The following is a 26,487-nucleotide window of genomic DNA, read 5'->3' as shown; positions in this document are numbered from 1 at the left end:
AGGGGCTTGCGACGTGGAGGAGATTCTGACGTACGCCCAGGCCGAGCCGGCCGGCTCGGTCGCGTACGCCACCGCGAGCGGCATGCTCAGCAGCGTCTGGCTGCTGGTGGCCATCCCGCTGGCCAGCGCCGCGGTGCTGTTGCTGCTCGGCCGCCGGGCCGACCGCTGGGGGCACTGGCTCGGGGTGGCCAGCGTCGGCGTGGCATTCGTGCTCGGCCTGACGTACTTCTTCCAGCTGCGCGGGCTGGCGAACCGGTCGGTCCAGACCAGCCTCTGGCAGTTGATCTCGGTGGGCAACTTCAAGGTGGACTTCGGCCTGCTGTTCGACCCGCTGGCCGCGTGCTTCGTGCTGCTCATCACCGGGGTGGGCTTCCTGATCCACCTCTACGCGGTGGGCTACATGGAGCACGACGCGGGGCGGCGCCGGTTCTTCGGCTACTTCAACCTGTTCGTGGCCGCCATGCTCCTGCTGGTGCTGGGCAACAACTACGTGCTGCTCTACGTCGGCTGGGAGGGGGTCGGCCTCGCGTCGTACCTGCTGATCTCCTTCTGGTACGACCGGCCGTCCGCGGCCACCGCCGGCAAGAAGGCGTTCCTGATGAACCGGGTCGGTGACGCCGGCCTGGCCATCGCGATCTTCCTGATGTTCGCCCAGCTGGGCACCACGTCGTACAGCGGTGTGTTCAACGGGGTCGGGCAGCTCGGCTCCGGGATCGTGCTGGCGATGGGCCTGCTGTTGCTGCTCGGGGCCACCGGCAAGTCCGGCCAGTTCCCGCTGCAGGCGTGGTTGCCGGACGCCATGGAGGGCCCGACCCCGGTGTCGGCGCTGATCCACGCGGCCACCATGGTGACCGCCGGCGTCTACCTGATCGCCCGCTCGCACCCGATCTTCTCGGCCAACTCCACCCTGCAGCTCGTGGTGGTCAGCGTCGGCGCGCTCACGCTGCTGATCGGCTGCATCATCGGCTGCGCCAAGGACGACATCAAGCGCGTCCTCGCGTGGTCGACGGTGAGCCAGATCGGCTACATGTTCCTCGGCGTCGGCTTGGGTGGCACGGCGTACGCGCTGGCCATCGTGCACCTGCTGGCGCACGGCTTCTTCAAGGCCAACATGTTCCTCGGCGCCGGCTCGGTCATGCACGGCATGAAGGACCAGGTCGACATCCGGCGGTTCGGCGGGCTGTCGAAGTACATGAAGGTCACCTGGCTGACCTTCATGATGGGCTGGCTGGCGATCATCGGCATGTTCCCGTTCTCCGGCTTCTTCTCCAAGGAGCCGATCATCGCGGCCGCGTTCGAGCGGGAGGGCTGGACGGCCTGGCTGTTCGGCGGCGCCGCGCTGCTCGGCGCGGGGCTCACCGCGTTCTACATGACCCGGCTGTTCGTGCTGACCTTCCACGGGCCGAGCCGGTGGACCGACGACATCGAGCACCCGCACGAGTCGCCGCCGATCATGACGATCCCGCTGATCCTGCTGGCGGTCGGCTCGATCGGCGCCGGTTTCCTGCTGGCCACCTCGGTGCCGGACTGGCTGACCGCCACGCTCGGGCCGCAGGAGGAGGCGGCCGAGCCGGTGCTCGCGCACTGGCTGATCACCGCGCTCTCGCTGCTGCTCACCGTGGTGGGCGCCGGGCTGGCCTGGGCGCTGTTCCGCAACGGAACGGCCAGCCAGGAGCAGCCGGCCGGGGTGCTGGTGCGGGCCGCCCGGCGCAACCTCTACACCGACGCCATCAACGAGGCCATTTTCGAGAAGCCGGGCATCTTCCTCACCCGGGCGCTGGTCTTCCTGGACAACCGCGGCATCGACGGCCTGGTGAACGGGCTGGCGGCCGGGGTGGGCGGCGGCTCCGGCCGACTCCGCCGGCTGCAGACCGGCTTTGTCCGGTCGTACGCCACGTCCATGCTGACCGGCGCGGTGCTGGTGGTGGCGGCGTTCCTGGCCATCCAGGCGGGGTGGCTCTCATGACCGAGCGAACCATCCAACCCGGCACGTTCGAGACGAGGTAAGGCCGAAATCATGTCCGACTTCCCCTACCTCTCGGTGCTCACCCTCGCGCCGCTGGTCGGCGCGGTGGTGGTGGCGTTCCTGCCGCGCACCCGGCCCGACCTGGCCAAGCAGGTGGCCCTTGGCTGGTCACTGGCGGTCCTGGTGCTGGCCATCTTCATGTGGATCGCGTTCTCCGCCGGTGGCGACCGCCTCCAGCTTCGCGAGTCGTACTCCTGGATCCCGCGCTGGGGCGTCAACTTCACCTTCGCCACCGACGGCATCGCGCTGGTGATGCTCATGCTCATCGCGGTGCTGGTGCCGCTGGTGATCCTGGCCAGCTGGCACGACGCCGAGGGGTCGAAGCGCAGCGTCCCGATCTACTTCGCGCTGCTGCTGGTGCTGGAGTGCACGATGATCGGCGTCTTCGCGGCCGCCGACGTGTTCCTGTTCTATGTGTTCTTCGAGGTCATGCTCGTGCCGATGTACTTCCTCATCGGCAGCTACGGCGGGCACCAGCGGCAGTACGCGGCGGTGAAGTTCTTCCTCTACTCGCTGGTGGGCGGGCTGTTCATGCTGGCCGCCGTGATCGGCCTCTGGGTGGTCGGCGGGCACACCTTCGACTGGCAGCACCTGGTCGACGCCGACATCAACACCAACACGGCGCGCTGGCTGTTCCTCGGCTTCTTCGTGGCGTTCGCCATCAAGGCGCCGTTCTTCCCGTTCCACACCTGGCTGCCGGACGCCGGTGGCGCGGCCCCGGCCGGCGCCGCGGCCCTGCTGGTCGGGGTGCTCGACAAGGTCGGCACCTTCGGCATCCTGCGGTACTGCCTGCCGCTCTTCCCGGAGGCGTCCCGCTGGTTCGCGCCGTGGGCGCTGGCGCTCGCCGTGATCGGCATCATCTACGCGGCGCTGCTCGCGGTGGGTCAGAACGACCTGAAGCGACTGGTGTCGTACACCTCGGTGGCGCACTTCGGCTTCATCGGCGTCGGCATCTTCGCCTTCACCACCCAGGCCGGCACCGGGTCGGTGCTGTACATGCTCAACCACGGCCTGGCCACCGGCCTGCTCTTCCTGGTGGTGGGCATGCTGGTCAGCCGCCGCGGCTCGGCCATGGTCGGTGACTTCGGCGGGGCCGGCCGGCTGATGCCGCTGCTGGCCGGGGTGCTGTTCTTCGCCGGTCTCGCCTCGCTGGCGATGCCCGGCACGGCGCCGTTCATCTCCGAGTTCCTCGTGCTGCTGGGCACGTTCACGGTGAACAAGCTGGTGGCCGTGATCGCCACGGCCGGCATCATCCTGGCGGCCGCGTACGTGCTCTGGATGGTGCAGCGGACCACGCAGGGCACCCTCAACCCGGCCCTGGCCGAGTCGCCGAGCATGCGGCGCGACCTGTCGGTGCGGGAGAAGGTCGTGGTGGCGCCGCTGATCGCCCTGCTCCTGCTGCTCGGCTTCTATCCGAAGCCGGTCACGGACGTCATCAATCCCGCCGTCCAGGCCACGATGCAGGACGTCGGCAGGACCGACCCGGCGCCGGCGGTCGGCAACGTACAGGAGGCCAGCCGGTGAGCGACCTGAAGTTCCCCGCGATCAACTACTCGGCGCTGGCGCCGATCCTGATCCTGTTCGGCGTGGCGTGCCTGGGCATCCTGCTCGAGGCGTTCGTCCCGCGCCGGCTGCGGCACCCGGTGCAGCTCACCGTCGGGCTGCTCGGCGTGGTGGCCGCCGGCGTGGTGGTGATCCGCAACGCGGGCGCCCGGACGCTCACCGCCGGCGACGCCGTGGCCATCGACGGACCGACCCTGTTCCTGCAGGGTTCCATCCTGCTGCTGGGGCTGTTGGCGCTGCTGCTCATCGGCGAGCGTTCGGTGGAGCGCGGCGGCGCGTTCGTGCCGCATGCCGCGGTGGTCATCGACACGCCGGCCGACCGGGAGCAGCAGAGCGGCGGCGGGACCACCGAGGTCTACCCGCTGACCATGTTCGCGATGGCCGGAATGCTGCTGTTCGTGGCGGCCAACGACCTGCTGACCATGTTCATCGCCCTGGAGGTCTTCTCGCTGCCGCTCTACCTGCTCTGCGCGCTGGCCCGGCGCCGGCGCCTGCTGAGCCAGGAGGCGGCCATGAAGTACTTCCTGCTCGGGGCGTACGCCTCGGCCTTCTTCCTGTTCGGCATCGCGCTCGTGTACGGCTTCACGGTGGGCGCCAGCAACGGGCGGGGCCAGGGCGGCGGCGTCGACTTCGGGACCATCCACGCGGCGGTCCAGAACTCCTCGGCCAGCCCGGTGCTGCTGTTCGCCGGCATCGCGATGGTCTCGATCGGCCTGCTGTTCAAGGCCGCGGCCGCGCCGTTCCACGTCTGGACGCCGGACGTGTACCAGGGCGCGCCCACCCCGGTGACCGGCTTCATGGCCGCCTGCACCAAGGTGGCGGCGTTCGGCGGCCTGCTCCGGGTGCTGTACGTCGGGTTCTCCGGCGCGGCCTGGGACTTCACCCCCGTGCTCGGCGCGGTGGCCGTGCTCACCATGCTGGTGGGCGCGGTGCTCGCGGTGACCCAGACCGACATCAAGCGCCTGCTGGCGTACTCGTCCGTGGCGAACGCCGGCTATCTGCTGGTGGGCGTGCTGGCGCTGTCGAAGGACGGGCTGTCCAGCACGATGTTCTATCTCGTCGCGTACGGCTTCACCGTGCTGGCCGCGTTCGGCGTGGTGACGCTGGTCCGGGACACCGACGGCGAGGCCACTCACCTGTCCCGGTGGGCCGGGCTGGGCCGGCGCTCGCCGCTGTATGCCGGGCTGTTCACCTTCATCCTGCTGGCGTTCGCCGGCATCCCGCTCACCAGCGGGTTCACCAGCAAGTTCGCGGTCTTCGGCGCGGCGCTCGACGGCGGCCAGACCTGGCTGGTGATCGCCGGCGTGCTGACCAGCATGGTGCTGGCCTTCCCGTACCTCCGGGTGGTCGTGATGATGTGGCTCTCCGAGCCCGGCGAATCGACCCCGGCCGTCGCGGTGCCCGGCTGGGCCACCGGGGCCGCCGTGACGATCGGCGTGGCCGCCACCCTGGTGCTGGGGGTGGCGCCGGCGCCGCTGCTGGACCTGGCGAACGGCGCGGCGGAATTCGTACGATGATCGGCTCTTTCCGGGTGATCGTGGGCGGGCGGCGGCCGCCGCCCCCCACCGGGCCCGGTCCGCATCGTGTGGCATGGTTGAAGGCGTGGTGAGACCGGGGGAGCAAGAGGGGCCCGGTGCCGGCGGGCACCGGGGCGGGTTCTCCGTGCCGACCGGCGCGGCGGGCATCGACATCGTCGATCCGGCCGTCGAGGAGTCGCTCGGCACCGTGCTCGGCGCGGTCGAGGACCGGCTGCGGGCCAGCGTCTTCAGCGCGGACCCGATGGTCACCGAGGCGGCCCGGCACCTCGTCGAGGCCGGCGGCAAGCGGTTCCGGCCGATGCTCGTGGCGCTGGCCGCCCAGTTCGGCGATCCGCGCCGGGACGAGGTGGTGAACGCCGCTGTTGTGATGGAACTCACCCACCTGGCCACGCTGTACCACGACGACGTGATGGACGAGGCGGCGGTCCGGCGGGGCGCCCCGAGCGCCAACTCCCGGTGGACGAACTCGGTGGCCATCCTGGTCGGCGACTACCTGTTCGCCCGCGCCGCGGACCTCTCCGCCGAGCTGGGGCCCGAGGCCGTACGGCTGCAGGCCCGGACGTTCTCCCGGCTGGTGCACGGGCAGATCGCCGAGACCGTGGGGCCCCGGCCGGGTGACGACCGGGTGGCGCACTACCTCGGGGTGGTGGCCGAGAAGACCGGCTCGCTGATCGCCACCTCCGCCCGGTTCGGCGGGCTGTTCGGTGGCGCCGAGCCGCCGGTGGTGGAGGCGCTCGCCGGGTACGGCGAGACGATCGGGGTGGCCTTCCAGCTCTCCGACGACCTGCTGGACATCGCCTCCGAGTCCGAGCAGTCCGGCAAGACCCCCGGCACCGACCTGCGGGAGGGCGTGCCGACCCTGCCGGTGCTGTATGCGCTCGCCTCGGACGATCGGGACGCGGCCTCGGTCCGGCTGCGCGAGATCCTCGCGGCCGGCCCGGTCACCGAGGACGCCCTGCACGCCGAGGCGCTGACGCTGCTGCGCGAGTCGCCGGCGCTGAAGCGGGCCCGGGAGACGGTCCGCAGCTACGCCGAGGAGGCGCGGGACCGGCTCGCGCCGTTGCCGGCGGGCGGCCCGCGCCGCGCCCTCGAGTCGCTCTGCGACGTCATCGCCGACCGCACCGGCTGACCCCCCGCCCCGGTAGGCTCCCGTCGGCGGCCGTTCCGCTGGACGCTCCCGTTGCCCGGCGAGGACCACAGGCGGTGAGATGCGAACGAACCGTGTCGAGGCGTTCAGCGACGGGGTTTTCGCGATCGCCATCACGCTGCTGGTGCTCGAGATCCGGGTGCCGGAGGACATGACCTCGCTCGGCCCCGGACTGCTCGCCCTCTGGCCGTCCTACCTGGCGTACGGCATCAGTTTTCTGCTGATCGGGCTGGTGTGGGCCAATCACCACGTGATGCTCGACAAGATCCACCGAGTCGACCGGATGCTGCTGTTCCTCAACACGTTGCTGCTGGCCAACGTCGCCGCGCTGCCGTTCACCACGGCCGTTCTCGCCCGAGCGGTGAGCTCCGGGCACGGGCAGCGGACGGCCGTGGCGGTGTACGGCGGATGGCTGGTCGTCGGCGGGATCTTCTTCAACGCCGTCTGGCTGTGGGCGCTGCGTCGGCCCGAGTTGCTCGAACCAGGCGTCGATCGGAGCTGGACCGCCGCCGTGGCGCGGCGTTTCCTGCTGGGTCCTGCGCTCTACGCCGTAGGCACCGTGCTCGCCTTCTTCGCCTGGCGCCCCGCCATCGCGCTGTTCGCCGCGCTGATCGTGCTCTACTGGCTGCCGATTTCCGAGTGGCGTTCCCGCGGCCGGCCGGGCGGTCGTGCGGCCTCGGTCAGGCCGCCCGGAGCAGCAGGCGACGACCCGCCAGCATGAACGCTGCGGCCGCCAGCATGGCCACTGCGGCCACCGACCACATGGCAGGGTAGCCGAGGTGGCCGGCCACCGCGCCCAGCCCGAGCGGGCCGACGCAGCCGCCCGCGTACACGCCGGTCTGGGTGATCGAGGTGGCCGCGGCCGGTGCCTGCGGGTGCAGCCGGACCACGGCGAAGTTGAGCAGCCCCGGCCAGGCCCAGCCGAGGCCGAAGCCGAGTGTGATTCCGGCCACTAGGAAGGCCCAGCCGGGGAGCGCGAGCAGCCCGAGGCCGGCGGCGCCCACCACGAGCATCCCGGCGATCACGGCGACGTGCCCGGAGCGGCGGCGGTCGGCCAGCCAGCCGGAGCCGATCCGGGCCAGCACGCACACCGCGCTGCCGAAGGTGAGGGTGAGCCCGGCCAGCCCGGGCGCCAACCCACGGCCGGCGGCCGAATCCACCACGAAGGTGCCCAGCGCGTTGGCCGCGCCCGCCGCGAGCGTGGCGGCCAGGCCCAGCACGGCCAGTGCGAGCGTGGCCCGGCCGCCGCTGCGCCCGTCCCGGGCCGCTGGGCCGCGGCCGTCGGCCGGCACGGCGGGCAGGGCGGTCAGCGCGGCCACCGCGGCCGCCACGAACGCCCAGCGCCAGCCCACGGTGAGCGCGACGGCCGGCACGGCCGCGCCGGCGAGCAGCGTGGAGATCGGGATGGCCGCCTGCTTCACCCCGAACGACAGGCCCTGCCGGCCGGCCGGCACGTGCCGGGCCAGGGCCATGTTGCTGGCCAGTTGGCCGAGCGCGTTGGCGCCGGCGCCGACCGCCAGCAGCAGCACGAGCAGCGGGTACGACCGGGCCAGCAACCCGATGCCGAGCAGGGCCGCGGCGGCCAGCAGGATGCCGGAGCGGGCCACCACCGCGGGTCCGTACCGCTCGACGAGGGCCCCGGACGGCACCGAGGCCAGGGCGCTCACGCCGAAGTAGACGGAGACGGCCAGCCCCAGCCCGGTCGGGGAGAACCGGAGATCATGGCCCATCTGCACGGCCAGGCCGCCCACCAGGAACACCGGCACCACGCACGCGACGGTGGTGGCGACGGCGCCCGCGGCCACCCGGACGGGGCTGTCGGGGGCGGCGGTCCGGGGCGGAGAGAGGTTCGCGGTGATCATCGTGATCAACTCTACGCCCGGTGTGATGAACCCTTCGTATCTGTCGCTGTACTGAACGTCGCGATAGGATCTGGCATCCTCGATCTCACCGGGCATTTCGCAGACGCCCGGATTTACATATGGTGTAAGTACCTGGCGGCGGAGGTGGTTGTGCGCGACCCCTTGGCAGAACCTTCCGACTTGATCCGCAGCGTGTCCCGAGCGCTGCGGGTGCTGGAGGCGGTCGGCCGGGCCCCCAAAGGGCTGACCGTGAAGCAGATCGCGCGGCGCTGCGAGTTGACCGTCGCCACCACGTACCACCTGGTCCGCACCCTCGCCTACGAGGGTTACGTCATCCGGCGCGAGGACGGGACGTACATCGTCGGGCTCGAGGTGGCGGACCGCTACCGGGAGCTGGTGACCGCGTTCCGCGGCCCGCCACCGGTCGGCGAGTCGCTGCGCCGGGCCGCGCAGGAGACCGGCTACAGCCACTTCCTCGGGCGGTTCGTCGGCGGCCAGGTCGCGATCACCGCCGTGGCCGAGGGGGCCCGCTCGCCGTACCTGGAGGATCTCGTGCCCGGGTTCGACGAGGGCGCCCACGCCACCGCGATGGGCAAGGCGCTGCTCGCCACGCTCAGCCCCGAGCAGCGGCTGCGGTACCTGCGCGAGTTCGGCATGCGGCCGTACACCTCGGCCACCCTGACCGGCACCGAGGCGTTCGAGGCCGACATCGCCGCCGGTGACCGCCGGGGGATGCAACTCGAGATGGGCCAGTTCCGGCAGGGTGTGGCGTGCGCGGCCGTGCTGGTCACCCCGGAGAAGGAGATGGAGCGCCGGGTCGTGCTCGCCTGCGTGTTGCCGGCCGCCGAGATGATGACGTCGGCCCGGATCATCCGGGCGAAGCTGATCGCCGTCGCCCGATCGGTCGCCGACGGGCTCGCCACAGAGGCGTGACCGGCGGATTCGTCGGCCGATCCGCGACCGGCGCTGAACCATTCCGGCCCGGCCCCCGTACGAGTGAACGGAGGCGCGGAGCGAGCGGACGGGGGTGGCGGCCATCAGCGATCTCGACGGCCAGCTGCTGCGGGCCCTGCACGACGAACACGCCGACGCGCTCCTCGCGCACGCGCTGCGGCTGGTCGGCGGCGACCGGCAGCGGGCCGAGGATCTCGTCCAGGAAACCCTGCTACGGGCCTGGCGGCATCCGGAGGCGCTCGACCCCGGTCGCGGCTCGGTACGGGGCTGGCTGTTCACCACGGCGCGCAACCTGGCCATCGACGCGTGGCGGCGGCGCAGCGCCCGGGTCGGTGAGGTCGTGACCGACAACCTGCCGGAACCTCCGCAGGGCCCCGACGAGGCGGACCGCGCGGTGGAGGCGTGGACGGTGGCCGAGGCGCTCGGGCGGCTCAGCCCCACCCACCGGGAGGTGCTGGTGGAGTGCTTCTACCTCGGCCGGTCCGTCGCCGAGGCCGCCGCCCGGCTCGGCGTCCCCGCCGGAACGGTCAAGTCGCGGACGCACTACGCGCTCCGATCGCTGCGGCTGGTGCTGGCCGAGATGGGGGTGACCCGGTGACGGCCTGCGAATTCGCGTACGAGGACGGCGCGTACGTGCTGGGCGCCCTCGCCCCCGCGGAGCGGGCCGCGTACGAGCGGCACCTGGCCGGCTGCGCCACCTGCCGGGAGGCGGTGGCGGAGATCGCCGTGCTGCCCGGCCTGCTCGGCCGGCTCGACCCCGCCGGCCTGGAATCGATCGCCGGACCGCCCCCACCGGCATCCCGGCTGCCCAACCTCATCGTGGCCGCGCGGTCCGAGCGGCGGCGCGGGCGCAGCCGGGCCCGACTGCGGTACGCCGGCGCCCTCCTCGCGGCCGCCTGCCTGGCCGTCCTCGTCGGGTTCGGCGTCGCGCGGCTGCCCGGCGTTCCCGACCGGCCCGGCCCGACCGCGCCGGCCGCGCAGCTGGCGGCCATGCACCCGGTGCACGGCGCCGGTCCGGTGACCGCCGAGGTCGGCGTCACCAGCACCGGTTGGGGGACGAAGGTGACCATGCACTGCCGCTACCCGGCCACCGGCGATTACCCCGAGATGCGCACGTTCCGGCTCGTGGCCTTCGGCGCCGACGGCGCCCGGGAACAGCTGGGGTCCTGGCTGGCCGCGCCCGGCGATGACGTCAACCTGGTCGGCGCCACCCGGCTGTCCGGGCCGGCGCTGACCCGGATCGAGCTGCAGCGCCAGGACGGCACCCCGCTACTCGGCTACGACGTCCATTGAGAAGGAAGGGCCCCTTCTTATCGTCTCCGGTATAGCAGGGGTCCCCTCTTAACGCCCAGTGGCGCCGTGAGGGCGGCGGCAGGGCGCCTCCGCCCTCGGGTTCGGGCGCGCTGGCGGGCTGGCGAGCTGGCGAGCTGGCGCGCTGGTGGGCTGCTAGCGAGCCGCTGCGGCGGGCTCGGTGGCGGTGGCGCGGGCCAGCGTCGCGGCCCGGGAGCGGCGGCGGCCGGTCCGCAGGCCGTCGATCGTGAAGACGATCAGCGCAAGCCACACCAGGGCGAAGCCGGCGAGCCGGGCCGGCGGCATCGGCTCGTGGAACACCAGCACGCCACAGCCGAGCTGGAGGATCGGCGCGAGGTACTGCAGCATGCCCAGCCCGGTCATCGGCAGCCGGTTGGCCGCGCCGGCGAACATCAGCAGCGGTATGGCGGTGACCGCCCCGGCCAGCACCAGCAGCGCGGTGTGCGTGCCCGTACCGTGCCCGAACGTGTCCCGGCCGGTCGCCGCCAGCCAGCCCAGATAGCCCAGCGCCGGCACCGCGATCAGGGTCGACTCGACGAACAGGCCCTCGGCGGCCGGCAGCGCCAGCCGCTTCTTGGCCAGGCCGTACCCGGCGAAGCTGAACGCCAGCACCAGGGCCAGGTAGGGCGGCCGGCCGTAGTCGACGGTCAGCACGACGACGGCCAGCCCGCCGAGGCCGAGCGCCACCCACTGGGCCGCCCGCAGGCGCTCCCGGAACACGGCCACCCCGAACAGCACCACGACGAGCGGGTTGATGAAGTACCCGAGCGCCGTCTCCACGACCCGGTCGGAGTTCACCCCGTAGATGTAGGTGCCCCAGTTGACCGTGAGCAGGGCGGCCGCCACCGCGATGCCGGCCACCAGGCGCGGCCGGTCGGCGAGCCGGCGCAGGAAGCCCCAGTTGCGCAGCGCGGCCAGCACCAGCGACACGAACACCACCGACCAGACCACCCGGTGGGCCAGGATCTCCACCGGTCCGGCCGGCCGGAGCAGCTTGATGTACAGCGGGAAGAAGCCCCAGCACACGTACGCGCCGAAGCCGTAGAGATAGCCCCGCGTCAGCTCGGTCATGCCGTCCACCGTAAGGTGCCGAACGCCGATCGATCCTTGCCTGTGTCGGGGCTCACCGCCGGTCCAGCTCCATCCACCGCTCCGGGTTGGCCAGCCGCGCGAAGCCCACCCCGGCGTACACCCCGTGCGCGTCGTTCGTGGCCAGCAGGATCCGCCGTACGCCCCGGGCGGCCAGCTCGTCGCGGGCGGCGCCGGCCAGCCAGCGGCCCAGCCCTCGGCCCCGCTCGGCCGGCGTGACGTACACGTCGCAGAGCCAGGCGAAGGTGGCGCCGTCGGTGACCACCCGGGCGACCGCCACCTGGCGGCCGTCGCCGGGCCGGTAGATGCCGAACGGTAGCGACCCCGCGAACGACCGACGCACGGTGTCGAGGCTCCGGCCCAGCGCCCAGTACGCGTCGGTGGAGAGCCACCCGTGTACCAGCTCAAGCTGCTGCCGGGCGGGGTCGGTGGAGAGTTCGTAGCCGTCTTCCCGGGTGATGGTCCGCACGTCCCGCAGGCTAGTGCGGGCCGCCCCGATGGCCAGCCACCAATTCCCGGCTGGTGGACCGGGCCGGGCCGCGGCCCCGGCTCGGCCGGCGCGGCCGCCGTGCGCCCGGCCGGCGCGTGCCCGGGCGGCGCGGCCGCCGTGCGCCCCGGCCGGCGGTCAGTCGCGGTCCATGACCAGGCCGAGCACCCAGGCCACCACGCCGACGAACAGCGCGCCCAGCACGGCCGACGGCCAGAAGCCGTCCACATGGAACGGCAGGTCGAGCCGGCCGGCGATCCAACTCGTCAGCAGGAACAGCAGGCCGTTGACCACCAGCGCGATGAGTCCCAGGGTGAGCAGGTAGAGGCCGCAGCCGAGGGTCTTGACGATCGGGTGCAGTACGCCGTTGACGACGCCGAAGATCACCGCCACCAGCAGCAGCGTGCCAGCCTTGCCGGCGGCCGAGTCCGTGGTCAGCTCGATGCCCGGAATGACCAGCGTGGCGAGCCAAAAGGCCACGGCCGTGGCCACCAGCCGGATCAGAATGCCCTTCAGGAAATCCATGCCGGGCATGGTGCCATGCCTCGGCAGAGCCGGGCGTCCGCCGGTGATCCGCCGACGCCGCCGACGCCCGCCGCCGGCACCCGGCGTCGACACGGCCGTCGCTCACCGTCGACGAGCTGTCTATCGTATCGGCGAGAATCGTTGGAAGGCGCGCACCCGGGGAGGCGCCGTGCCGTCACGGCAGGATCAGCTGCACTCGTACCAGTTCATGGTGGCGCGGGTGGTGGCCGCGCTGGTGCTCCGGGAGACCGACCCGGCGCGGTCGCCGTTCCGCCGCTCGGCCACGGCGGCGCTGGCCGGCCTGCTGGTGGCCGGCATCGGCCTGGGCGCGGCCGCGTTGTACGGCGGGTTCACCGGCGCCGGCGCGGATCACTACCGGGACACCTCGGCGGTCGTCGTCGAGCGGGAGACCGGGGCCCGGTACGTCTACCGGGACGGACGGCTGCATCCGGTGCTCAACTACGCCTCCGCGCTGCTCATCATCGGTGGCGGCAGCGCGCCCCGTACCGTGCTGGTGTCCCAGCGGTCCATCCGGGACGCGCCCCGCGGCGCGCCACTCGGCCTGGTCGGCGCCCCCGACTCGCTGCCCCCCGCCGGCCGGCTCGCCGGTGGCGCCTGGACGGTCTGCTCCACGCCGGCCGGTCCGGACGGGGTGGCCCCGACCTCGACGGTGCGGCTCGCCGGGTCGCCGCCCGGTCGGGCCCTCACCGACGAGGGCGTGCTGGCCCGCCATCCCGACGGCAGCCTGCACCTGCTCTGGCACGGCCGCCGCCACCTCATCCGGGATCCCGGCCTGGTGCTGCCGGCGTTGGCGTGGACCAGCCGGCGCGCCGTGCCGGTGGCGCCCGCGTTGCTGGCGGCGCTGCCGCCCGGCGCCGATCTGCGAGCCGTGCCGCTGGCCGGGGTGGGACGGCCGTCGCGAATGCCGGGCGCCACGATCGGCGAGGTCTTCGTGGTAAAGACCCAGGGCGGCGCCCGGCAGTACGCGGTGGCCGCGGCCGCGGGCCTGGCCGGCATCACGCAACTCCAGGCCGACCTGCTGCTCACCGCGGGCGGCCAGCCGGCGCCGACGGAGCTGCCGCAGAGCCGGTTCGCCGCCGCGCCGAAGCTGCCCGACCTGGCGCCCGAGGGCGACACCGCGCCGCCGGCCGTGGCGCCGGGCCTGGTGGACGCCGCCGGGTCCGCGCTGTGCGGCCGAATCGAGCCCGGCACGGCCGCGACGCCGGAGCTCCGGCTGGGCGCCGCCGCGCCGGACGCGTCCGGGTTGGCCAGCGGATCGGGTACGCCCGGCGAGATCCGCGCCGACCGGATCGTCGTACCGGCCGGCGGCGGCGCGCTGGTCCGGGCGATGTCCGCCCCGGGCGCGCCCGCCGGCGCCACCTGCGTGGTCACGGACCTCGGCCGGCGGTACGCCGTACCCGATCCGGAGGTACAGGCCATGCTCGGCTACCGCGACGTCCGGCCGGTGGAGCTGCCCGCCGCCGTGGTGGCGCTGCTACCCGCCGGGCCGGCCCTGGACCCTCGGCTGGCCCGGTCGGCCCCGCCCGGGCCCTGACGGTTGTCCACAGGGGCGGGGGTTATCCACAGGAGTCACGAGGGGGCTACCGGCGGTGCGCGCCAGCGGATAGCGTCGGCGGCGGAAATTGACCGATGACGTTGGAGTCACCCGCGCCGGCGCGACCGGCGCGGGCCGAGGAAAAGAAGGCGGGGTGAGGTCCGGTGGCCCAGACGCGGGCAGAGGCCGAGGTGCTCCGGCAGACGGCGGCGCGGTTCGAGCGGGCCGACGAAGCGCTGCAGGCGATGCTGACCAGCCTGATGACCGAGCTGGAGGGCCTGCGCCAGACCTGGCGCGGCGCCGGCGGCCGCTCCTTCGAGCAGGTCAAGCAGCAGTGGTCGCAGGACCAGGCCGCGATCCAGCGGGCGCTGCGGGAGACGGCCGGCGCCATCCGGACGGCCGGCCAGCAGTACGACGCCACCGACAGCGCGGCGGCCAGCCGGGTGGCCCGCACCAACCGCGGCATCCAGTTGCCGCTGTAGAGCAGACACGGAGGCTCAGCCATGCATGATGACCAGCTCGTGGTCAGCTTTCCGGCGCTGCAACAGGCCAGCGCCGACATCCAGCGCGCCGTCAATGCCCTGGATTCCCAGCTCGGTCAGCTGGAACGGGACGCCGCGCCGCTGGTGGCCACCTGGGAGGGCGCCGCCCGGCAGGCGTACGAGCAGCGCCAGGCCCGGTGGCGCTCCGCGGCTCAGGATCTGCGGCAGATGCTCGGCGAGATCAGGGTGGCGGTCGACGAGTCCGCCGCCGACTACCTCAGCACCGAGCGGCGCAACGCCGGCATGTTCCAGTGACCGGCTAGGCCCCGGCGAGGCCCAGCCAGTCCCGGCCTGGCCTGGCCGCGCCGATCGGCGATCAGGAACGGTCGGCCGGCGCGGCCCAGCGGCGGCGCCGGCCACGCGGCGCCACCATCGCCGCCCCCACGGCGACCAGCGCGGCAAGGGCGGCGATCCCGCTGACCAGCAGGGCCCTGCCCCGGGCGCGATCCCGACGGACAGCCCGGTCCGCATCGGGCCGGCCGGCCTCCGGGAGGGCCGCGGCCGGCGCGCCGGTCCACCGCGGGTCCGCCGGACGCTCGGTGATGGCCCGTTCCGGATTCAGCACCCCGCCGCCATAGCCGGCCCCGGATTCCGGGGCGGGGTCGGCGGCGGCGCGGAGCCGCTCGCCGACCAGCGCGGCGCTCAGGGTGGGCCGGTACTGCCGGACCAGGGCCGCGGTGGCGCTGACGAACGGGGTGGCATAGCTGGTGCCGTCGTGCCGACCGGTGCCGTGCCGGGTGGTGGCCGCGAGCACCTCGCTCCCCGGCGCTACCAGGTCGACATACGGCCCGACCTGCGAGTATGGGGCGCGTCGGCCGTCCGGACCGATCGCGCCCACCCCGATCACCCCCGGATAGGCGGCCGGGTACGGCCGGGGGTCGCCGGCCTCGTGCAGGTTGCCCGCCGCGGCCACCACCACGGCGCCGTGCGCCACCGCGTAGCCGACGGCTCGCCGGACCGCCGGAACGTCGGTGTAGAGCACGACCGACATGTTGAGCACGTCCGCGCCGTGCTCGACGGACCAGCGGATCGCCTCGGCGAACCGCTCCGGGCTGGCCGTCCGACCGGACTCCCTGCCGTCGACCGACTGCAACTCGCTGACCCGCACCGGCAAAATCCGTACGTCCGGCGCCAGCCCGCGCAGGGGCGTACCGGCCCGCGGTCGGGCCGCGATGATGCTGGCCACCGCCGTGCCGTGCCCGGTGCAGTCCCGGCGGCCGTCGCCGCCGGGATCCAGGAAGTCGGCGCCGGCCAGCACCCGACCGGCCAGCTGTGGATGGGCGCCGTCCACACCGGAGTCGATGACCGCGACCGTGACACCCCTGCCGGTGGCCAGCGTGGCCAGCGGTTCCGGTGGGTAGCGGCGCTGTGTCCAGGGCGTACCGGGGGCCGGTGGCGGAACCACGGCGGGCGAACCGCAGGCCGGCGCCGCGGCCCGGATCCGAACCGCGGCACCGGCCGGGAGTGCCGCGGTGGCCGGGAGCGCGGCGGCGGCCGCGGTTGCCGGCAGCGCCGCGGCGGCCGGGATTGCCGCGGGCAGCGCCGCGGCGGCCGGCAGCGCGGTGCCGGACCCGGTCAGCGCGAGGGTGAGCAGGACCGGTGCGGTGGCCCGTGGCAGCGGCATGCCCACCTCCGCAAAGTGTCGGGTTCGGCACGGCATGTTACCGCTGCGGGGCTGGTAGCGGCGTTCAAGGACTTAATCGTCCTAAAATTATGATCATGCTTCGGCCCTTGTAGGTTGTACGCGAAGCCCGCGGCTTCGACAGGCGGAAGGGAGGGTGGCCGTGACCGAATGGGAGCCGGCCACCGAGGCGGAGGCTGCCCTGCGGGAGGCGCTCCGCGAGGACGACCAGGAGCGCTACTTCCTGGTGCTGGCGCGCATGGAGTTGCTGCTACCGGTCCCGGACGGGGATCGAGGCCACAGCGCGGGCTGGGGCACCTGGACCGCCGACGGGCGGACCCACGTGCTGGCCTTCACCTCGACGTCGGCCGCCGTCGCCTGCCTCGGCGAGCACGCCGGCCCGACCCGCCGAGTCCGGTACGGCGAGCTGGCGGCGAGCTGGCCCAGCCAGCACTGGTGGCTGGCGGTCAACCCCGGGCTGCCGATCGAGGGCTACCTGCCGGCGTGGTTCGTGGTGCAACTGGCCCGCGGTGACGTGCGGCTGCCCGGGCGAGCGGCCAACCGGTCCGACGGCGCGGACGCCAACCGGCCCGGCCCCGCAGAGCCGCAGCGGTCCGAGCCGCAACGGTCTGAGCCGCAGCGGTCCGGGCCGCAACGGTCTGAGCCACAGCGGTCCGGGCCGCAGCGGTCCGGGGCGCAGCGGTCCGGGGCGCAGCGGTCCGGGGCGCAGTGGTCCGGCGGCCCGCGGCCCGAATCGCACCGGTCCGGCGGCCCGGGGGGCGAGCAGCCCTCGCCGGCGGCGCAGTCCTGGCCCGCTGCCCGTCCCGGCGGCCGGGGACCGGCCCCTGCCGGGGAATCGGGATCGCGACCGGCGGCTGCGGCGCCGGTTGCCGAGGTCGCGCCGACGGCGGCGCGGCCTGACTTCCCGACCCGGACGGCCGATTCGTGGGCGGCCGATTCTTTGCGCGCGGCGATGAGCCGGGGGAACGGAAACGGCGCCACCCGGCCGCACTCCCAGCCGCTCCGACCGGCACCGCAGCCCTTCCGGCCGGCCGGCGCACCCTTCGGCCCGCCGCCACCATCCTTCGCGCCGGGTGAGCCGGCTGCCGTCGACCACGCGCCGTTCCCGGACAACCACGTGCCGGCCCGGAGCGGTCCCGCACCGGCCCCGGCCGATCGCGCGCCAGCCCCGGCCGGTCATGTACCGGCCCTGGCCGAGCGCGCGCCGGTGCCAGCCGAGCACGCGCCGGTTCCGGCCAACCACGCGCCGGTTCCGGCCAACCATGCGCCGGTTCCGGCCAACCATGCCCCAGCCCCCGCCAACCACGCGGCGGGCCTCGTTGACCATGCGCCGGGCTCCGCCAACCACGCGCCTGCCCTCGTTGACCATGCGCCGGCCCCCGCCAAGCACCTGCCGATTGCAGATGACCATGTGCTGGTCACTCGCGCGCCGGAGCCGGCGGCCACGGCCTCCGCGCCGGAGCCGGCGGCCACGGCCTCCGCGCCGGAGCCGGCGGCCACGGCCGTCGGAGAGCCGCTGGTGGCCCGCTCGGTGCCGTCCAGCATGGAGTCGGCGCCGCGCGCCGCCGACCCGGCGCCGGTCATCGAAGCCGGGCCGATGGACGCCGCGCCGACCGGATTCTGGCGGCCGGCCGCCGACAGCCTGGGAGAGCGCGCCGGCCCGGCCCAGCAGGAGGGGTCGAGAGCCGACGACCCAGTGCTGGACCGGACCCGGTCCGCCGCGGCGCCCTTGGAGCCCGACATGGCACCGGCGGAGCGGGACCGGACCGCCGCGGCGTCGGTGGAGCCGGACCTGTCCGCCGCTGCGTCGGTGGAGCCGGACCGATCCGCCGCGGCGCTGGTGGAGCCGACAGAGGTGACGGAGCCGCCCTGGTCCGACGAGTCCATGGCACAGATCCCGGCCGAGCGACCGGCCGGCGACCGACCGGTGATCATCGACGGCGCGCTGGTCGAGCCGGCCGAACCGGTCAGCCCCGACGCGCGGCTAGGCGGCGCGACGCAGGCGGCGGATGATCCGGCAGTCTGGCGGGCCGAACCGGCCGCTCCGGCGGGGGCAACCGGGGACGAGCCGCCGAGCGGCGAGCCGGTCGGGGCCGCGTCGAGCGAGGCCATTGCCGGGCCAACGGAGGCCGCCTCGCCCGTACCCGTCGCGGTGAGCAGGACCGACCTGGCGGGCGGGGCCCGCGCGGCGATCCCGCCCGAATCGGCCGGCGTCCCCGACCCGGCGGCCGGGCCCGATCCGGGTACCGCGGCCGGGCCCGATCCGGGGACCGCGGCCGGGGACGACCGGGCGATCGGCGATCCGGCGGCCACGGCCGAATTCGTGCCGGCCAACGAGGTGGAGGAGAGCCTGTACGACGCGGCCGTGGCAGGCAGCACCGACGACTTCCTCTCCACCCTGCTGCTGGCCCGGGTGCTGCTGCCGGTCGACGCGTTGTCGGCATCCGGGGCGGGACCGGGGGATCCGGGGTTCCGGTGGCGGAGCGAGCCGCTGGGGGAGGACCGCTTCGTGGTGGTGTTCACCTCGCCGGAGCGGTTCACCGAGTACCTGCCGCCCGACACGCCCACCGCGACCGTCTCGTTCGTGCAGCTGATCCGCCGCTGGCCCGATCCGTCCTGGTCGTTCGCCGTCAACCCGGGCACGCCCGTGGGGGCCAAGCTGCCCGGCGACCAGGTGCTGGCGCTGGCGAACTGGGCCAACGACGCCGGTCTCGAGGATGAACCCGCCACGACCGTGGCCGAGGACCGGGGGTCTGAAGCGCCCGTGGCCGCGCCGGCCGCGCCGGAACCGGCCGCTGCGCCGGTGCTGATGCAGAAGGCGGTGGCGCCCAGCCAGGTCGGCTACTACCTGGAGCGCGGCTACGACCGGGTCGCCGGGTTCGTGCAACGGGCCAGCGAGGTCGCACACCTCCGTGCGCCGGCCGAGCTGTACGGTGCCCTCGGCCTGCGCCATCCCGGTTCGCCGTTCGACTCCGGGGCGGACGAGATCTACCTGCTGCGTTGGCCCGCGTACCGGCCGGACCTCTACCGGATCCCCTACGGCGGGCGGACCGAGGAGGCCAGGCGGGCCATGCAGGGCTGGATGATCGAGCGGCCCCCGTTTCGCGGGAACGGCTTCGCCCCCGGCGACGGCACGGACGTGATCGCCGAGTTCAAGGTGGACAGCGTACGGCTGCCGCATGGCGCGCAGTTGGTGCGGCTCGGCGCCGACGGCGCCGAGCGGCTGGTGGCCACCCTCGACGCCGACCGGCTCGGTTGGGTAGCGGCGGCGGCCGAATGATCCGGGACGGCTACCTCGCCCGGTGGCAGGGTCGCGAGTACGAGGCCAGCCCGGACGGCGACCGGGTCCGCATCTACCTGTCCGAGCCGGCCGAGGGGTTCGCCGAGGTCCACCCCGGGCGGTACGTGCGGGTTCTGCCGGCGGGCGAGGCCGGCGAGCTGGTGTACGTCCGTACCGTCTGCTCCTGGCGCGGCCATCCGTTCGTGGTGCTCGCGGCCGAGGACGGCTGGTTGCGGCTGGAATACACCGGCGGGCGCTGGCCGGTCGCCCAGTCCCTCGGCCTGGAAACCTTCGAGTACGGCGTCTATCAGGGCTGGGTGCGGGCCAGCGAGGTCACCGACCTGCGGGAGCAGCGGGTCTGACGCGCCCCGCCGGCCACCGGTCGGGCAGCCGCCGGCTCAGCTCTTGGCCCAGCGCAGCACCTCGCCGAGCACCAGGTCGGGCACCTCCAGATGGGGGAAGTGGCCGACCCGGTCCAGCAGCCGCCACTCGTACGGCGCGATGACGTACCGGCCGGAGCCCTGCGCGGTGCGCGGCAGTGAGGCACGGTCGAGCGCGCCGTGCAGCTGGAGGGTGGGCGTCACGATGGGCTTCTGCATGAGCTTGACGAACCGGTACCCGTGCAACCGCAACGCCGAACGGAACGCCCAGCGGTAGCCCTCCAGCGCGCAGAAGGCGGCCTGCGGGATCCGCATGGCCTCCTGGTATCGCTGCAGGTAGCCGGGGAACGAGGGTCCGCGTACCCAGTCCGGGCCGGCCCACCGGGTGAGGATCTCGCCGACGTGCGCGGCGTCGTTGCGGGTCAGCACATGCTCGTACCGGGGCAGCTGGAACCGCAGCGTGGGGGTGGCGGCCGCGAACTGGCCGCGCGGATCGGCGAAGATCGCGGTACGCAGCCGGAGCGGGTGGGGCGCGCCGAGGACCACGAGCCGGCGTACCAGGCTGGGGTGGAAGGAGGCGGCGGCCCACCCGATCATGCCGCCCACGCCCGTGCCCACGACGGTGGCGGTGCGCTCGCCCAGCCCCCGGATCAGCCCCGCGACGTCGGCGGCCAGCGTGTACCCGTCGTACCCGCGGGGTGGTTTGTCGCTGGCGCCGTAGCCGCGCAGGTCGGCCGCGACGGCCCGGAAGCCCGCGTCGGCCACGGCGGGCAGGATCTCGTGCCAGGCCCACCAGTACTCGGGGAAGCCGTGCAGGAACAGCACCATCGGTCCCGTGCCGGCCTCCACCACGTGGAACCGGCTCCCGTTGGCGCCCACGAACCGGTGCGTCCAGGGGCCGTCGGTCAGCACGCAGGACTCGTCGACGGCCGTCGGCCGGCGTTCGCTGCGGTCGCTCACGCCGAACAGCCTAGGCGGCGCGGTGGCCGGCCGACCGGGCCCTACCGGTCGGACCGGGGAAACGTCCGGGTGATGGCCGGCTGTCCGGTACGGAGGGCGGCGCCGGTTTTCGGGTGAGCCGTCTCTTCCGGGCGCGTCACTCAGGTCTGCCGGCGCACGCTGCGGATTGCCAGCAGCCGCCCCGGGCCGCAGTCCACCTTCGCCGTTGTCGGGGCCGTGCGGACCACCACCCGGGTTCCCTTGGCCAGCGCGCCCGCGGTGGGCCCGTACAGCGCGTACTCGACGCCGTTGTCGTCGACCAGGCCGTAGCACGGCCCGGAGCCGCCCCGGGTGATCCACCCGCCGATGACGTCGGTGCGCACCTGGTCGGTGGGATTGTCCGGCGGCCTGGTGGCCGGGCGCAGCGTGGGCGGTACGGGGTTGGACAGCGGCGGCGGGCTGGACGCCTCGCCGGGCCGTCCGGTCGGTCGCGGCGCCTCGGTCCGCTCCGCCGGTCCGGTTGAGCCGGCGGGCCCGCTGGGGGCGCCGCTGCTCGGTGGGACGGAACTCTCCTCCGGCACGGCGTCTCCCTTCGGGCCGCCGCACCCGGCGGCGCCCAGACCAAGAACCAGCAGTACGCCCAGGAGCGCTCCGGAGGTGCGGTGCTTCAACGACATGCCTCTTCGACGCGGCCGGCGGGCCGCCGGTTCCCTCCTCGTTTTCTCGGCTGGGCCGCGGCGGGGGATCAACCTGCGTAAAGGTGTCCCGAAACGGGCCGATGCCCGGAACCGGCGAACCGGTTCCGGGCATCGGATGGTGCATCGCGTCAGCAGACGCGGGTGTTCAGCCGGTCAGGAGAAGAACTTGACCTTCATCGAGGTGCCGTTCTGCTGTACGACCTTGATCTTGACTCCGGCACCGGCCACCTTGACGCCGTGGTTCGGCAGGTCGGGGTCGAAGTAGTTCCGCGTGTCGTCGAACAGCGGCTGTGCGGCCTGACCGCGGATGTACTGCGGCTGACCGTTGATGTGCAGGGTGAACGAGTCCGCCTTCAGCTTGCTGAACGGAGCGTCGTAGATCTGCACCCGGGTCCGCCAGGGGTTGCCGGTCAGGTTGTACATGGTGTCCGGGTGGGCGTCGATGTAGAGGTTCCGGCCCTGGCCCGGGTGGTCGCTGACGTTGTTGTCGACCTGCGAGGTGTCCCAGTAGGAGATGAGCAGACCCTGCTGGTACGGGAAGTGGTCGACGTAGTCCGGCCGGCTGTTCATGTAACCGAAGTAGTACGGGCCGGTCTTGAGGTACTTGTCGTACGAGACGTACGACCGGTTGCCAGCGATGTAGTAGTTGTCGTACAGCTTGGTCACCGACGAACCCACGATGGAGAAGCCCTTGAGGGCCCACGTGGTGGCCGCCTCGGCGCCGTCGCTGAGCACGGTGGCGCCGTCCGCCGTCACGGTGATGTTGTCCGCGAAGAAGCCGCCCGCGGAGAAACCACCGTCGGTGACGTAGTGGAACCGGAACTGCACCTTCTTGCCGGCGTAGGCGTTCATCGGGACGTTCAGGTCGACCCACTTGCCCTCGGTGGAGTCGTCGAGGGCCGGAGTGCCGCTGGCGTCCTTGTCGAAGGCCTTGCCGTCGACCGTGCCGTCGAGCGCGGTCCAGTTCTGCCCGCCGTCGGCCGACGCCTCGAGGTACATGTAGTCGTACCCCTTCTCGATGTTGTACCGCACCTTCGCCGACAGCGACGCGGACGTCTTGCCGGTGAGGTCGAACTCCCTCGTCATGGTGTTGTTGAGGTTGTCCGCGTTGCCGGAGAAGTACTGCTTGGTGCCGGCGAACGGCGCACCGAGATCCGTGGTGACCGACTTCTTCGGCAGCACCACGACCGCGGCCTGGGCCTTGGGGGAGTTGTACTCCTGCGGGCCCAGATCGAGGGTCTTTTCCTTGCCCGCCTTGACGGTCTCGTAGTCGAGCCAGCCGAGCTGCAGCTTCTGCCAGGCGCCGATGTCACCCGGGCGGGTGCCGAGGGCCTGGTCCTCCTTGGCGTTCAGCCGGCTCTGGGCCATCAGGCTCCAGTGCTCGACCGGGTTGTCGCCCGCGCCCGAGGTGTCGTAGTCGTCCGGCAGGCCCAGGTCGTGGCCGTACTCGTGAACGAAGACGCTCAGGCCGCCGTTCTCGGGCTGGATCGTGTAGTCACCGATCCACATGCCGGTGTTGCCGATCTGGGTGCCGCCGAGCTTGTTGTTGGCCGGGCCGGTCTTGTTGACGTCGGTGCCGTAGGCGTACCACCGGTGGCTCCAGATGGCGTCCTCACCCTGGACCGGGTCACCGTCGGCCTCGTCACCGCCGGCGTGCACGATCTGGAAGTGGTCGATGTAGCCGTCCGGCTCGTTGAAGTTGCCGTCGCCGTCGTAGTCGTACCGGTCCCACTGGTCGAACTGCTTCATGTCGGCGGCGATCTGCGCGTCCGTCCGGCCCCGGGCCTTCTGGTCCGCGACCCACTGGTTCGCCGCGTCCCGCACCAGGTCCCAGGTGTTGTTGCAGACGTGCGAGTCGCACACGTTCGGGTCGTCGCCCGGCTTCGGCGGCACACCCGGCTTCGCGTCTGGGACATCGTCGCTGGAGCGACCGTACCGGGCCTCGTTGTACTTGACCCGGACCCAGTCGGTGACCTCGCCATCGACGCTGTAGCGCCCCGAGGACTGGGTCTCGTAGTAGGTCTTGACCGACTCGACGCCCTTGCCCTTGCCGAAGTACAGCTGCCGGTAGTGGTCGGCGTCGTAGTTCGGCTGCCACACGGTGGTGTTGTCCACCGCACGGTTGGGCGCCGGGATCTGATTGTTCAGCGGGCCGTCGAACTTGGTCGGACCCGGAATGTTCGGGTTCGTGTCCTGGTCGGGGAACCGCGGGTCACGCTCGTTGCCGAAGTCCGTGAGAATGACGAAGATGTGGTCCGTCTTTTCCCGGGCCAGCTCGACGTACTGGTCCTTCTGCTTGCCGGCCGCGAGCGTGCGGGCACCGGCGTTGCCGGCCGGGCCGGCGCCGGCGGTCTTGCCCACCTTGACGACGGTGCTGCCGTTCTTCTCGACGGGCTTGGCCTGACCGTTCAGAACGTCGGTGAGGCCCTCCTGGCGCAGCGCGCGCCGCTTGTCCTCGAGCGGGTTGGGCAGTTCGTCAGAGGGCGGGGCCGCGTCGGCGGCGGCCGGGGCTACGGCCTTCGCCTTGATCGCGGGCGCGGCCGATGCGGACGGGCCCATTGCCACGCCCGTCGCGGTCAACGACAACCCAAGTAGCCCCACTGCGACTTTGCGCACGTGGTACCTCCGGTGTAGGGGAAACCGGCATCAAGGGGGAGGCTGATGCCAGCGGAAGTTGGCCCCAACAGATGGGACCTCTGTGAACCTAGACACCTGTGGGAACCATGGGAAGTACCTGACGCTGATTTATTGCAGGATTTTGATTGTTGCAGCGCTCGATGTAATAAGGGGACCCGTTCGGACGAGGCCGGTCCGGCTGTCTGACCTACCCTGGTCAGGCGCTAGCGCCTGCCGAACGGCGCCGGCTCCGACCGCGCCGGCCGAAGCCTCGGGTCCCGGCCGCGCCGCGACCGGGACCCGCTTCGGAGCGGCGCTCAGTCCTCGTCGGACGTGGCGGATCGCATACCGGTGGAGATCAGCTCCATTACGGACGAGTCCTGCAATGTGGTCACGTCACCCAGCGACCGGTTCTCGGCCACGTCCCGCAGCAGCCGCCGCATGATCTTGCCGGACCGGGTCTTCGGCAGCTCTGGCACCAGCATGATCTGGCGCGGCTTGGCGATCGGGCCGAGCGTTTTGGCCACGTGGTTGCGCAGTTCGGCGATGAGCGCCTCGCCCGCGTCACCCTCGGTATCGATGTTGCCGCGCGGGATGGTGAAGGCCACGATGGCCTGCCCGGTGGTCGGGTCGGTCGCGCCCACCACCGCGGCCTCGGCCACCGACGGGTGCGAGACCAGCGCCGATTCCACCTCGGTGGTCGAGATGTTGTGCCCGGACACCAGCATCACGTCGTCGACCCGGCCGAGCAGCCACAGGTGCCCGTCGTCGTCCTTCTTGGCGCCGTCGCCGGCGAAGTAGACCCAGTCGTCGCCCTGGTTGGCGCCGGCACCGAACCTCGACCAGTACGTCTCCAGGAAGCGCTGGTCGTCGCCCCAGATCGTGCGAAGCATCGAGGGCCACGGCTCGCTCAGCACCAGGTAGCCACCGCCGCCGTTCGGCACCGGCTGCCCCTGGTCGTCCACCACGTCGGCCACGATGCCCGGCAGCGGCGACATCGCGCTGCCCGGCTTGGCCGCGGTGACCCCGGGGAGCGGAGAGATCATCATCCCGCCGGTCTCCGTCTGCCACCAGGTGTCCACCACCGGGCAGTTCCCCTTGCCGATGTGCTGGCGATACCACATCCACGCCTCGGGGTTGATCGGCTCGCCGACGCTGCCCAGCAGGCGCAGCGAGGAGAGGTCGTGCTCGGCGGGGATGTCCTCGCCCCACTTCATCATGGTGCGGATCAGGGTGGGCGCCGTGTACAGGATGCTCACCCCGTACCGGTCGACGATCTCCCAGAAGCGGCCCTTGTTGGGGGTGTCCGGCGTGCCCTCGTACATGACCTGGGTGGCGCCGTTGGACAGCGGCCCGTACACGATGTAGGAGTGCCCGGTGACCCAGCCGATGTCGGCGGTGCACCAGTAGACGTCCGTCTCCGGCTTGAGGTCGAACACGGCGTGCGTCGTGTACGACACCTGGGTCAGGTATCCGCCGGTGGTGTGCAGGATGCCCTTGGGCTTGGCCGTCGTGCCGCTGGTGTAGAGGATGAACAGCGGGTGCTCGGCGTCGAACGCCTGCGCCTCGTGGCTGTCGGCGGCGGTCTCCACCGTCTCGTGCCACCACACGTCCTTGTCGCCCCAGTTCACCTGCTCGCCGGTGCGGCGTACCACCAGCACGTGTTCGACGGTGTCGGTGCGGGCCACCGCCTCGTCGACGGTCGACTTCAGGTCGGACGGCTTGCCGCGCCGGTACCCGCCGTCCGCGGTGATCACGACCTTGGCGCTGGCGTCGGCGATCCGGCTGCTCAGCGCGTCCGCGGAGAAGCCGCCGAAGACCACGCTGTGGGTGGCGCCGATCCGCGCGCACGCCAGCATGGCGACCGCCGCCTCCGGGATCATCGGCAGGTAGATGGCGACCCGGTCACCCGCGCTCACCCCGAGATCGGTCAGCGCGTTGGCGGCCTGGCAGGTCAGCCGGAGCAGCTCGGCGTAGGTGATGGTGCGGGTGTCGCCCGGCTCACCCTCCCAGTGGATGGCCACCCGGTCGCCGTGGCCGGCCGCCACGTGCCGGTCCAGGCAGTTGTACGCCACGTTGAGCCGGCCGCCCACGAACCACTTGGCGAATGGCGGGTTGGACCAGTCCAGCGTCTGCTCCCACCGCTGGGCCCAGTCGAGTCGGCCGGCCTGGTCGGCCCAGAACCCCAGCCGGTCCGCGGCCGCCTCGTCGTACGCCGCCGCGGTCACGTTCGCGTCGGCGGCGAGGGCGTCCGGCGGAGGGAAGGCCCGGGTCTCGTTCAACAGATTGGCCAGCGTCTCGCTCATCTCAGCCTGTCCCTCCGCTCCCGTGAC

22 protein-coding genes are annotated in these 26,487 nt (G+C 72.8%); 13 read left to right on the top strand and 9 right to left on the bottom strand.

The genetic code is table 11. The features are described from left to right. Nucleotides 1–13 precede the first annotated feature (13 nt). From nuoL to ACFFHU_RS12145, 5 genes are all read left to right on the top strand, one after another. Nucleotides 14–1,966, top strand: coding sequence for an NADH-quinone oxidoreductase subunit L (nuoL, locus tag ACFFHU_RS12165; protein ID WP_377338225.1), 1,953 nt, complete (start codon nucleotides 14–16; stop codon nucleotides 1,964–1,966). A gap of 51 nt (nucleotides 1,967–2,017) precedes the next feature. Then, on the top strand, nucleotides 2,018–3,550 hold the full coding sequence (locus ACFFHU_RS12160) for an NADH-quinone oxidoreductase subunit M (RefSeq protein WP_377338223.1): 1,533 nt from the start codon (nucleotides 2,018–2,020) through the stop codon (nucleotides 3,548–3,550). Then, nucleotides 3,547–5,106 (top strand): NADH-quinone oxidoreductase subunit NuoN, encoded by a 1,560-nt coding sequence (nuoN, locus tag ACFFHU_RS12155; protein WP_377338221.1) that lies wholly within the window; start codon nucleotides 3,547–3,549, stop codon nucleotides 5,104–5,106. The genes ACFFHU_RS12160 and nuoN overlap by 4 nt, the downstream gene beginning before the upstream one ends. Before the next feature lie 73 nt (nucleotides 5,107–5,179). Continuing rightward, the gene (locus ACFFHU_RS12150; protein WP_377338219.1) at nucleotides 5,180–6,256 is read left to right on the top strand and encodes a polyprenyl synthetase family protein; all 1,077 of its coding nucleotides are present in this window, start codon (nucleotides 5,180–5,182) and stop codon (nucleotides 6,254–6,256) included. Between the two features lie 79 nt (nucleotides 6,257–6,335). Then, the gene (locus ACFFHU_RS12145) at nucleotides 6,336–6,995 is read left to right on the top strand and encodes a TMEM175 family protein (RefSeq protein WP_377338217.1); all 660 of its coding nucleotides are present in this window, start codon (nucleotides 6,336–6,338) and stop codon (nucleotides 6,993–6,995) included. Here ACFFHU_RS12145 and ACFFHU_RS12140 read toward each other — a convergent pair. Continuing rightward, the gene (locus tag ACFFHU_RS12140) at nucleotides 6,955–8,136 is read right to left on the bottom strand and encodes an MFS transporter (protein WP_377338215.1); all 1,182 of its coding nucleotides are present in this window, start codon (nucleotides 8,134–8,136) and stop codon (nucleotides 6,955–6,957) included. The two genes, ACFFHU_RS12145 and ACFFHU_RS12140, sit on opposite strands and share 41 nt — an antisense overlap. Before the next feature lie 150 nt (nucleotides 8,137–8,286). On the opposite strand from ACFFHU_RS12140, the gene ACFFHU_RS12135 reads away from it, so the two are divergent. The 3 genes from ACFFHU_RS12135 to ACFFHU_RS12125 all read left to right on the top strand — a co-directional run bounded on the left by ACFFHU_RS12135 (nucleotide 8,287) and on the right by ACFFHU_RS12125 (nucleotide 10,383). Further along, a complete protein-coding gene (locus ACFFHU_RS12135; RefSeq protein WP_377338213.1) occupies nucleotides 8,287–9,069 on the top strand; it encodes an IclR family transcriptional regulator in 783 nt (260 codons plus the stop codon). A gap of 124 nt (nucleotides 9,070–9,193) precedes the next feature. Beyond that, nucleotides 9,194–9,688 (top strand): sigma-70 family RNA polymerase sigma factor, encoded by a 495-nt coding sequence (locus ACFFHU_RS12130; RefSeq protein ID WP_377338272.1) that lies wholly within the window; start codon nucleotides 9,194–9,196, stop codon nucleotides 9,686–9,688. Then, nucleotides 9,685–10,383 (top strand): anti-sigma factor family protein, encoded by a 699-nt coding sequence (locus ACFFHU_RS12125; RefSeq protein WP_377338211.1) that lies wholly within the window; start codon nucleotides 9,685–9,687, stop codon nucleotides 10,381–10,383. The genes ACFFHU_RS12130 and ACFFHU_RS12125 overlap by 4 nt, the downstream gene beginning before the upstream one ends. Before the next feature lie 153 nt (nucleotides 10,384–10,536). On the opposite strand, the gene rarD is transcribed toward ACFFHU_RS12125, so the two are convergent. The 3 genes from rarD to ACFFHU_RS12110 form a co-directional block, all read right to left on the bottom strand. Next, on the bottom strand, nucleotides 10,537–11,472 hold the full coding sequence (gene rarD, locus ACFFHU_RS12120; protein WP_377338209.1) for an EamA family transporter RarD: 936 nt from the start codon (nucleotides 11,470–11,472) through the stop codon (nucleotides 10,537–10,539). 52 nt (nucleotides 11,473–11,524) lie between these two features. Beyond that, a complete protein-coding gene (locus tag ACFFHU_RS12115; protein WP_377338207.1) occupies nucleotides 11,525–11,959 on the bottom strand; it encodes a GNAT family N-acetyltransferase in 435 nt (144 codons plus the stop codon). A gap of 156 nt (nucleotides 11,960–12,115) precedes the next feature. Beyond that, nucleotides 12,116–12,502 (bottom strand): phage holin family protein, encoded by a 387-nt coding sequence (locus ACFFHU_RS12110; RefSeq protein WP_377338205.1) that lies wholly within the window; start codon nucleotides 12,500–12,502, stop codon nucleotides 12,116–12,118. Between the two features lie 169 nt (nucleotides 12,503–12,671). Between ACFFHU_RS12110 and eccB the strand changes: the two genes are divergently transcribed. The 3 genes from eccB to ACFFHU_RS12095 all read left to right on the top strand — a co-directional run bounded on the left by eccB (nucleotide 12,672) and on the right by ACFFHU_RS12095 (nucleotide 14,854). Then, nucleotides 12,672–14,057 (top strand): type VII secretion protein EccB, encoded by a 1,386-nt coding sequence (eccB, locus tag ACFFHU_RS12105; protein ID WP_377338203.1) that lies wholly within the window; start codon nucleotides 12,672–12,674, stop codon nucleotides 14,055–14,057. A gap of 164 nt (nucleotides 14,058–14,221) precedes the next feature. After that, nucleotides 14,222–14,539: a WXG100 family type VII secretion target gene (locus ACFFHU_RS12100; protein ID WP_377338201.1), complete on the top strand. Its 318-nt coding sequence runs from the start codon at nucleotides 14,222–14,224 to the stop codon at nucleotides 14,537–14,539. Between the two features lie 21 nt (nucleotides 14,540–14,560). Continuing rightward, complete coding sequence (locus tag ACFFHU_RS12095; protein ID WP_377338199.1) at nucleotides 14,561–14,854, top strand: WXG100 family type VII secretion target; 294 nt, start codon at nucleotides 14,561–14,563, stop codon at nucleotides 14,852–14,854. A gap of 61 nt (nucleotides 14,855–14,915) precedes the next feature. Here the strand turns inward: ACFFHU_RS12095 and mycP are convergent, their stop codons facing one another. After that, entirely contained in the window at nucleotides 14,916–16,223 is a 1,308-nt protein-coding gene (gene mycP, locus ACFFHU_RS12090; RefSeq protein WP_377338197.1) for a type VII secretion-associated serine protease mycosin, read from the bottom strand. Between the two features lie 160 nt (nucleotides 16,224–16,383). Between mycP and ACFFHU_RS12085 the strand changes: the two genes are divergently transcribed. Together ACFFHU_RS12085 and ACFFHU_RS12080 are read left to right on the top strand one after the other, a co-directional pair. Further along, on the top strand, nucleotides 16,384–19,521 hold the full coding sequence (locus tag ACFFHU_RS12085) for an SseB family protein (protein WP_377338195.1): 3,138 nt from the start codon (nucleotides 16,384–16,386) through the stop codon (nucleotides 19,519–19,521). After that, complete coding sequence (locus ACFFHU_RS12080) at nucleotides 19,518–19,883, top strand: UCP033725 family protein (protein ID WP_377338193.1); 366 nt, start codon at nucleotides 19,518–19,520, stop codon at nucleotides 19,881–19,883. The genes ACFFHU_RS12085 and ACFFHU_RS12080 overlap by 4 nt, the downstream gene beginning before the upstream one ends. Before the next feature lie 36 nt (nucleotides 19,884–19,919). Here the strand turns inward: ACFFHU_RS12080 and ACFFHU_RS12075 are convergent, their stop codons facing one another. The 4 genes from ACFFHU_RS12075 to acs all read right to left on the bottom strand — a co-directional run bounded on the left by ACFFHU_RS12075 (nucleotide 19,920) and on the right by acs (nucleotide 26,460). Continuing rightward, on the bottom strand, nucleotides 19,920–20,861 hold the full coding sequence (locus ACFFHU_RS12075; protein ID WP_377338191.1) for an alpha/beta fold hydrolase: 942 nt from the start codon (nucleotides 20,859–20,861) through the stop codon (nucleotides 19,920–19,922). Nucleotides 20,862–21,001: 140 nt separating this feature from the next. Then, the gene (locus ACFFHU_RS12070) at nucleotides 21,002–21,517 is read right to left on the bottom strand and encodes a hypothetical protein (RefSeq protein WP_377338189.1); all 516 of its coding nucleotides are present in this window, start codon (nucleotides 21,515–21,517) and stop codon (nucleotides 21,002–21,004) included. Between the two features lie 174 nt (nucleotides 21,518–21,691). Further along, a complete protein-coding gene (locus tag ACFFHU_RS12065; RefSeq protein WP_377338270.1) occupies nucleotides 21,692–24,139 on the bottom strand; it encodes an immune inhibitor A domain-containing protein in 2,448 nt (815 codons plus the stop codon). 332 nt (nucleotides 24,140–24,471) lie between these two features. Next, nucleotides 24,472–26,460, bottom strand: coding sequence for an acetate--CoA ligase (gene acs / locus ACFFHU_RS12060; protein ID WP_377338187.1), 1,989 nt, complete (start codon nucleotides 26,458–26,460; stop codon nucleotides 24,472–24,474). Nucleotides 26,461–26,487: the final 27 nt, after the last annotated feature.

Origin of the sequence: Plantactinospora siamensis, from assembly GCF_042434095.1 — a bacterium.
Taxonomy (GTDB): Bacteria; Actinomycetota; Actinomycetes; order Mycobacteriales; family Micromonosporaceae; genus KBS50.
This window is presented reverse-complemented; position numbering and strand designations above follow the sequence as displayed.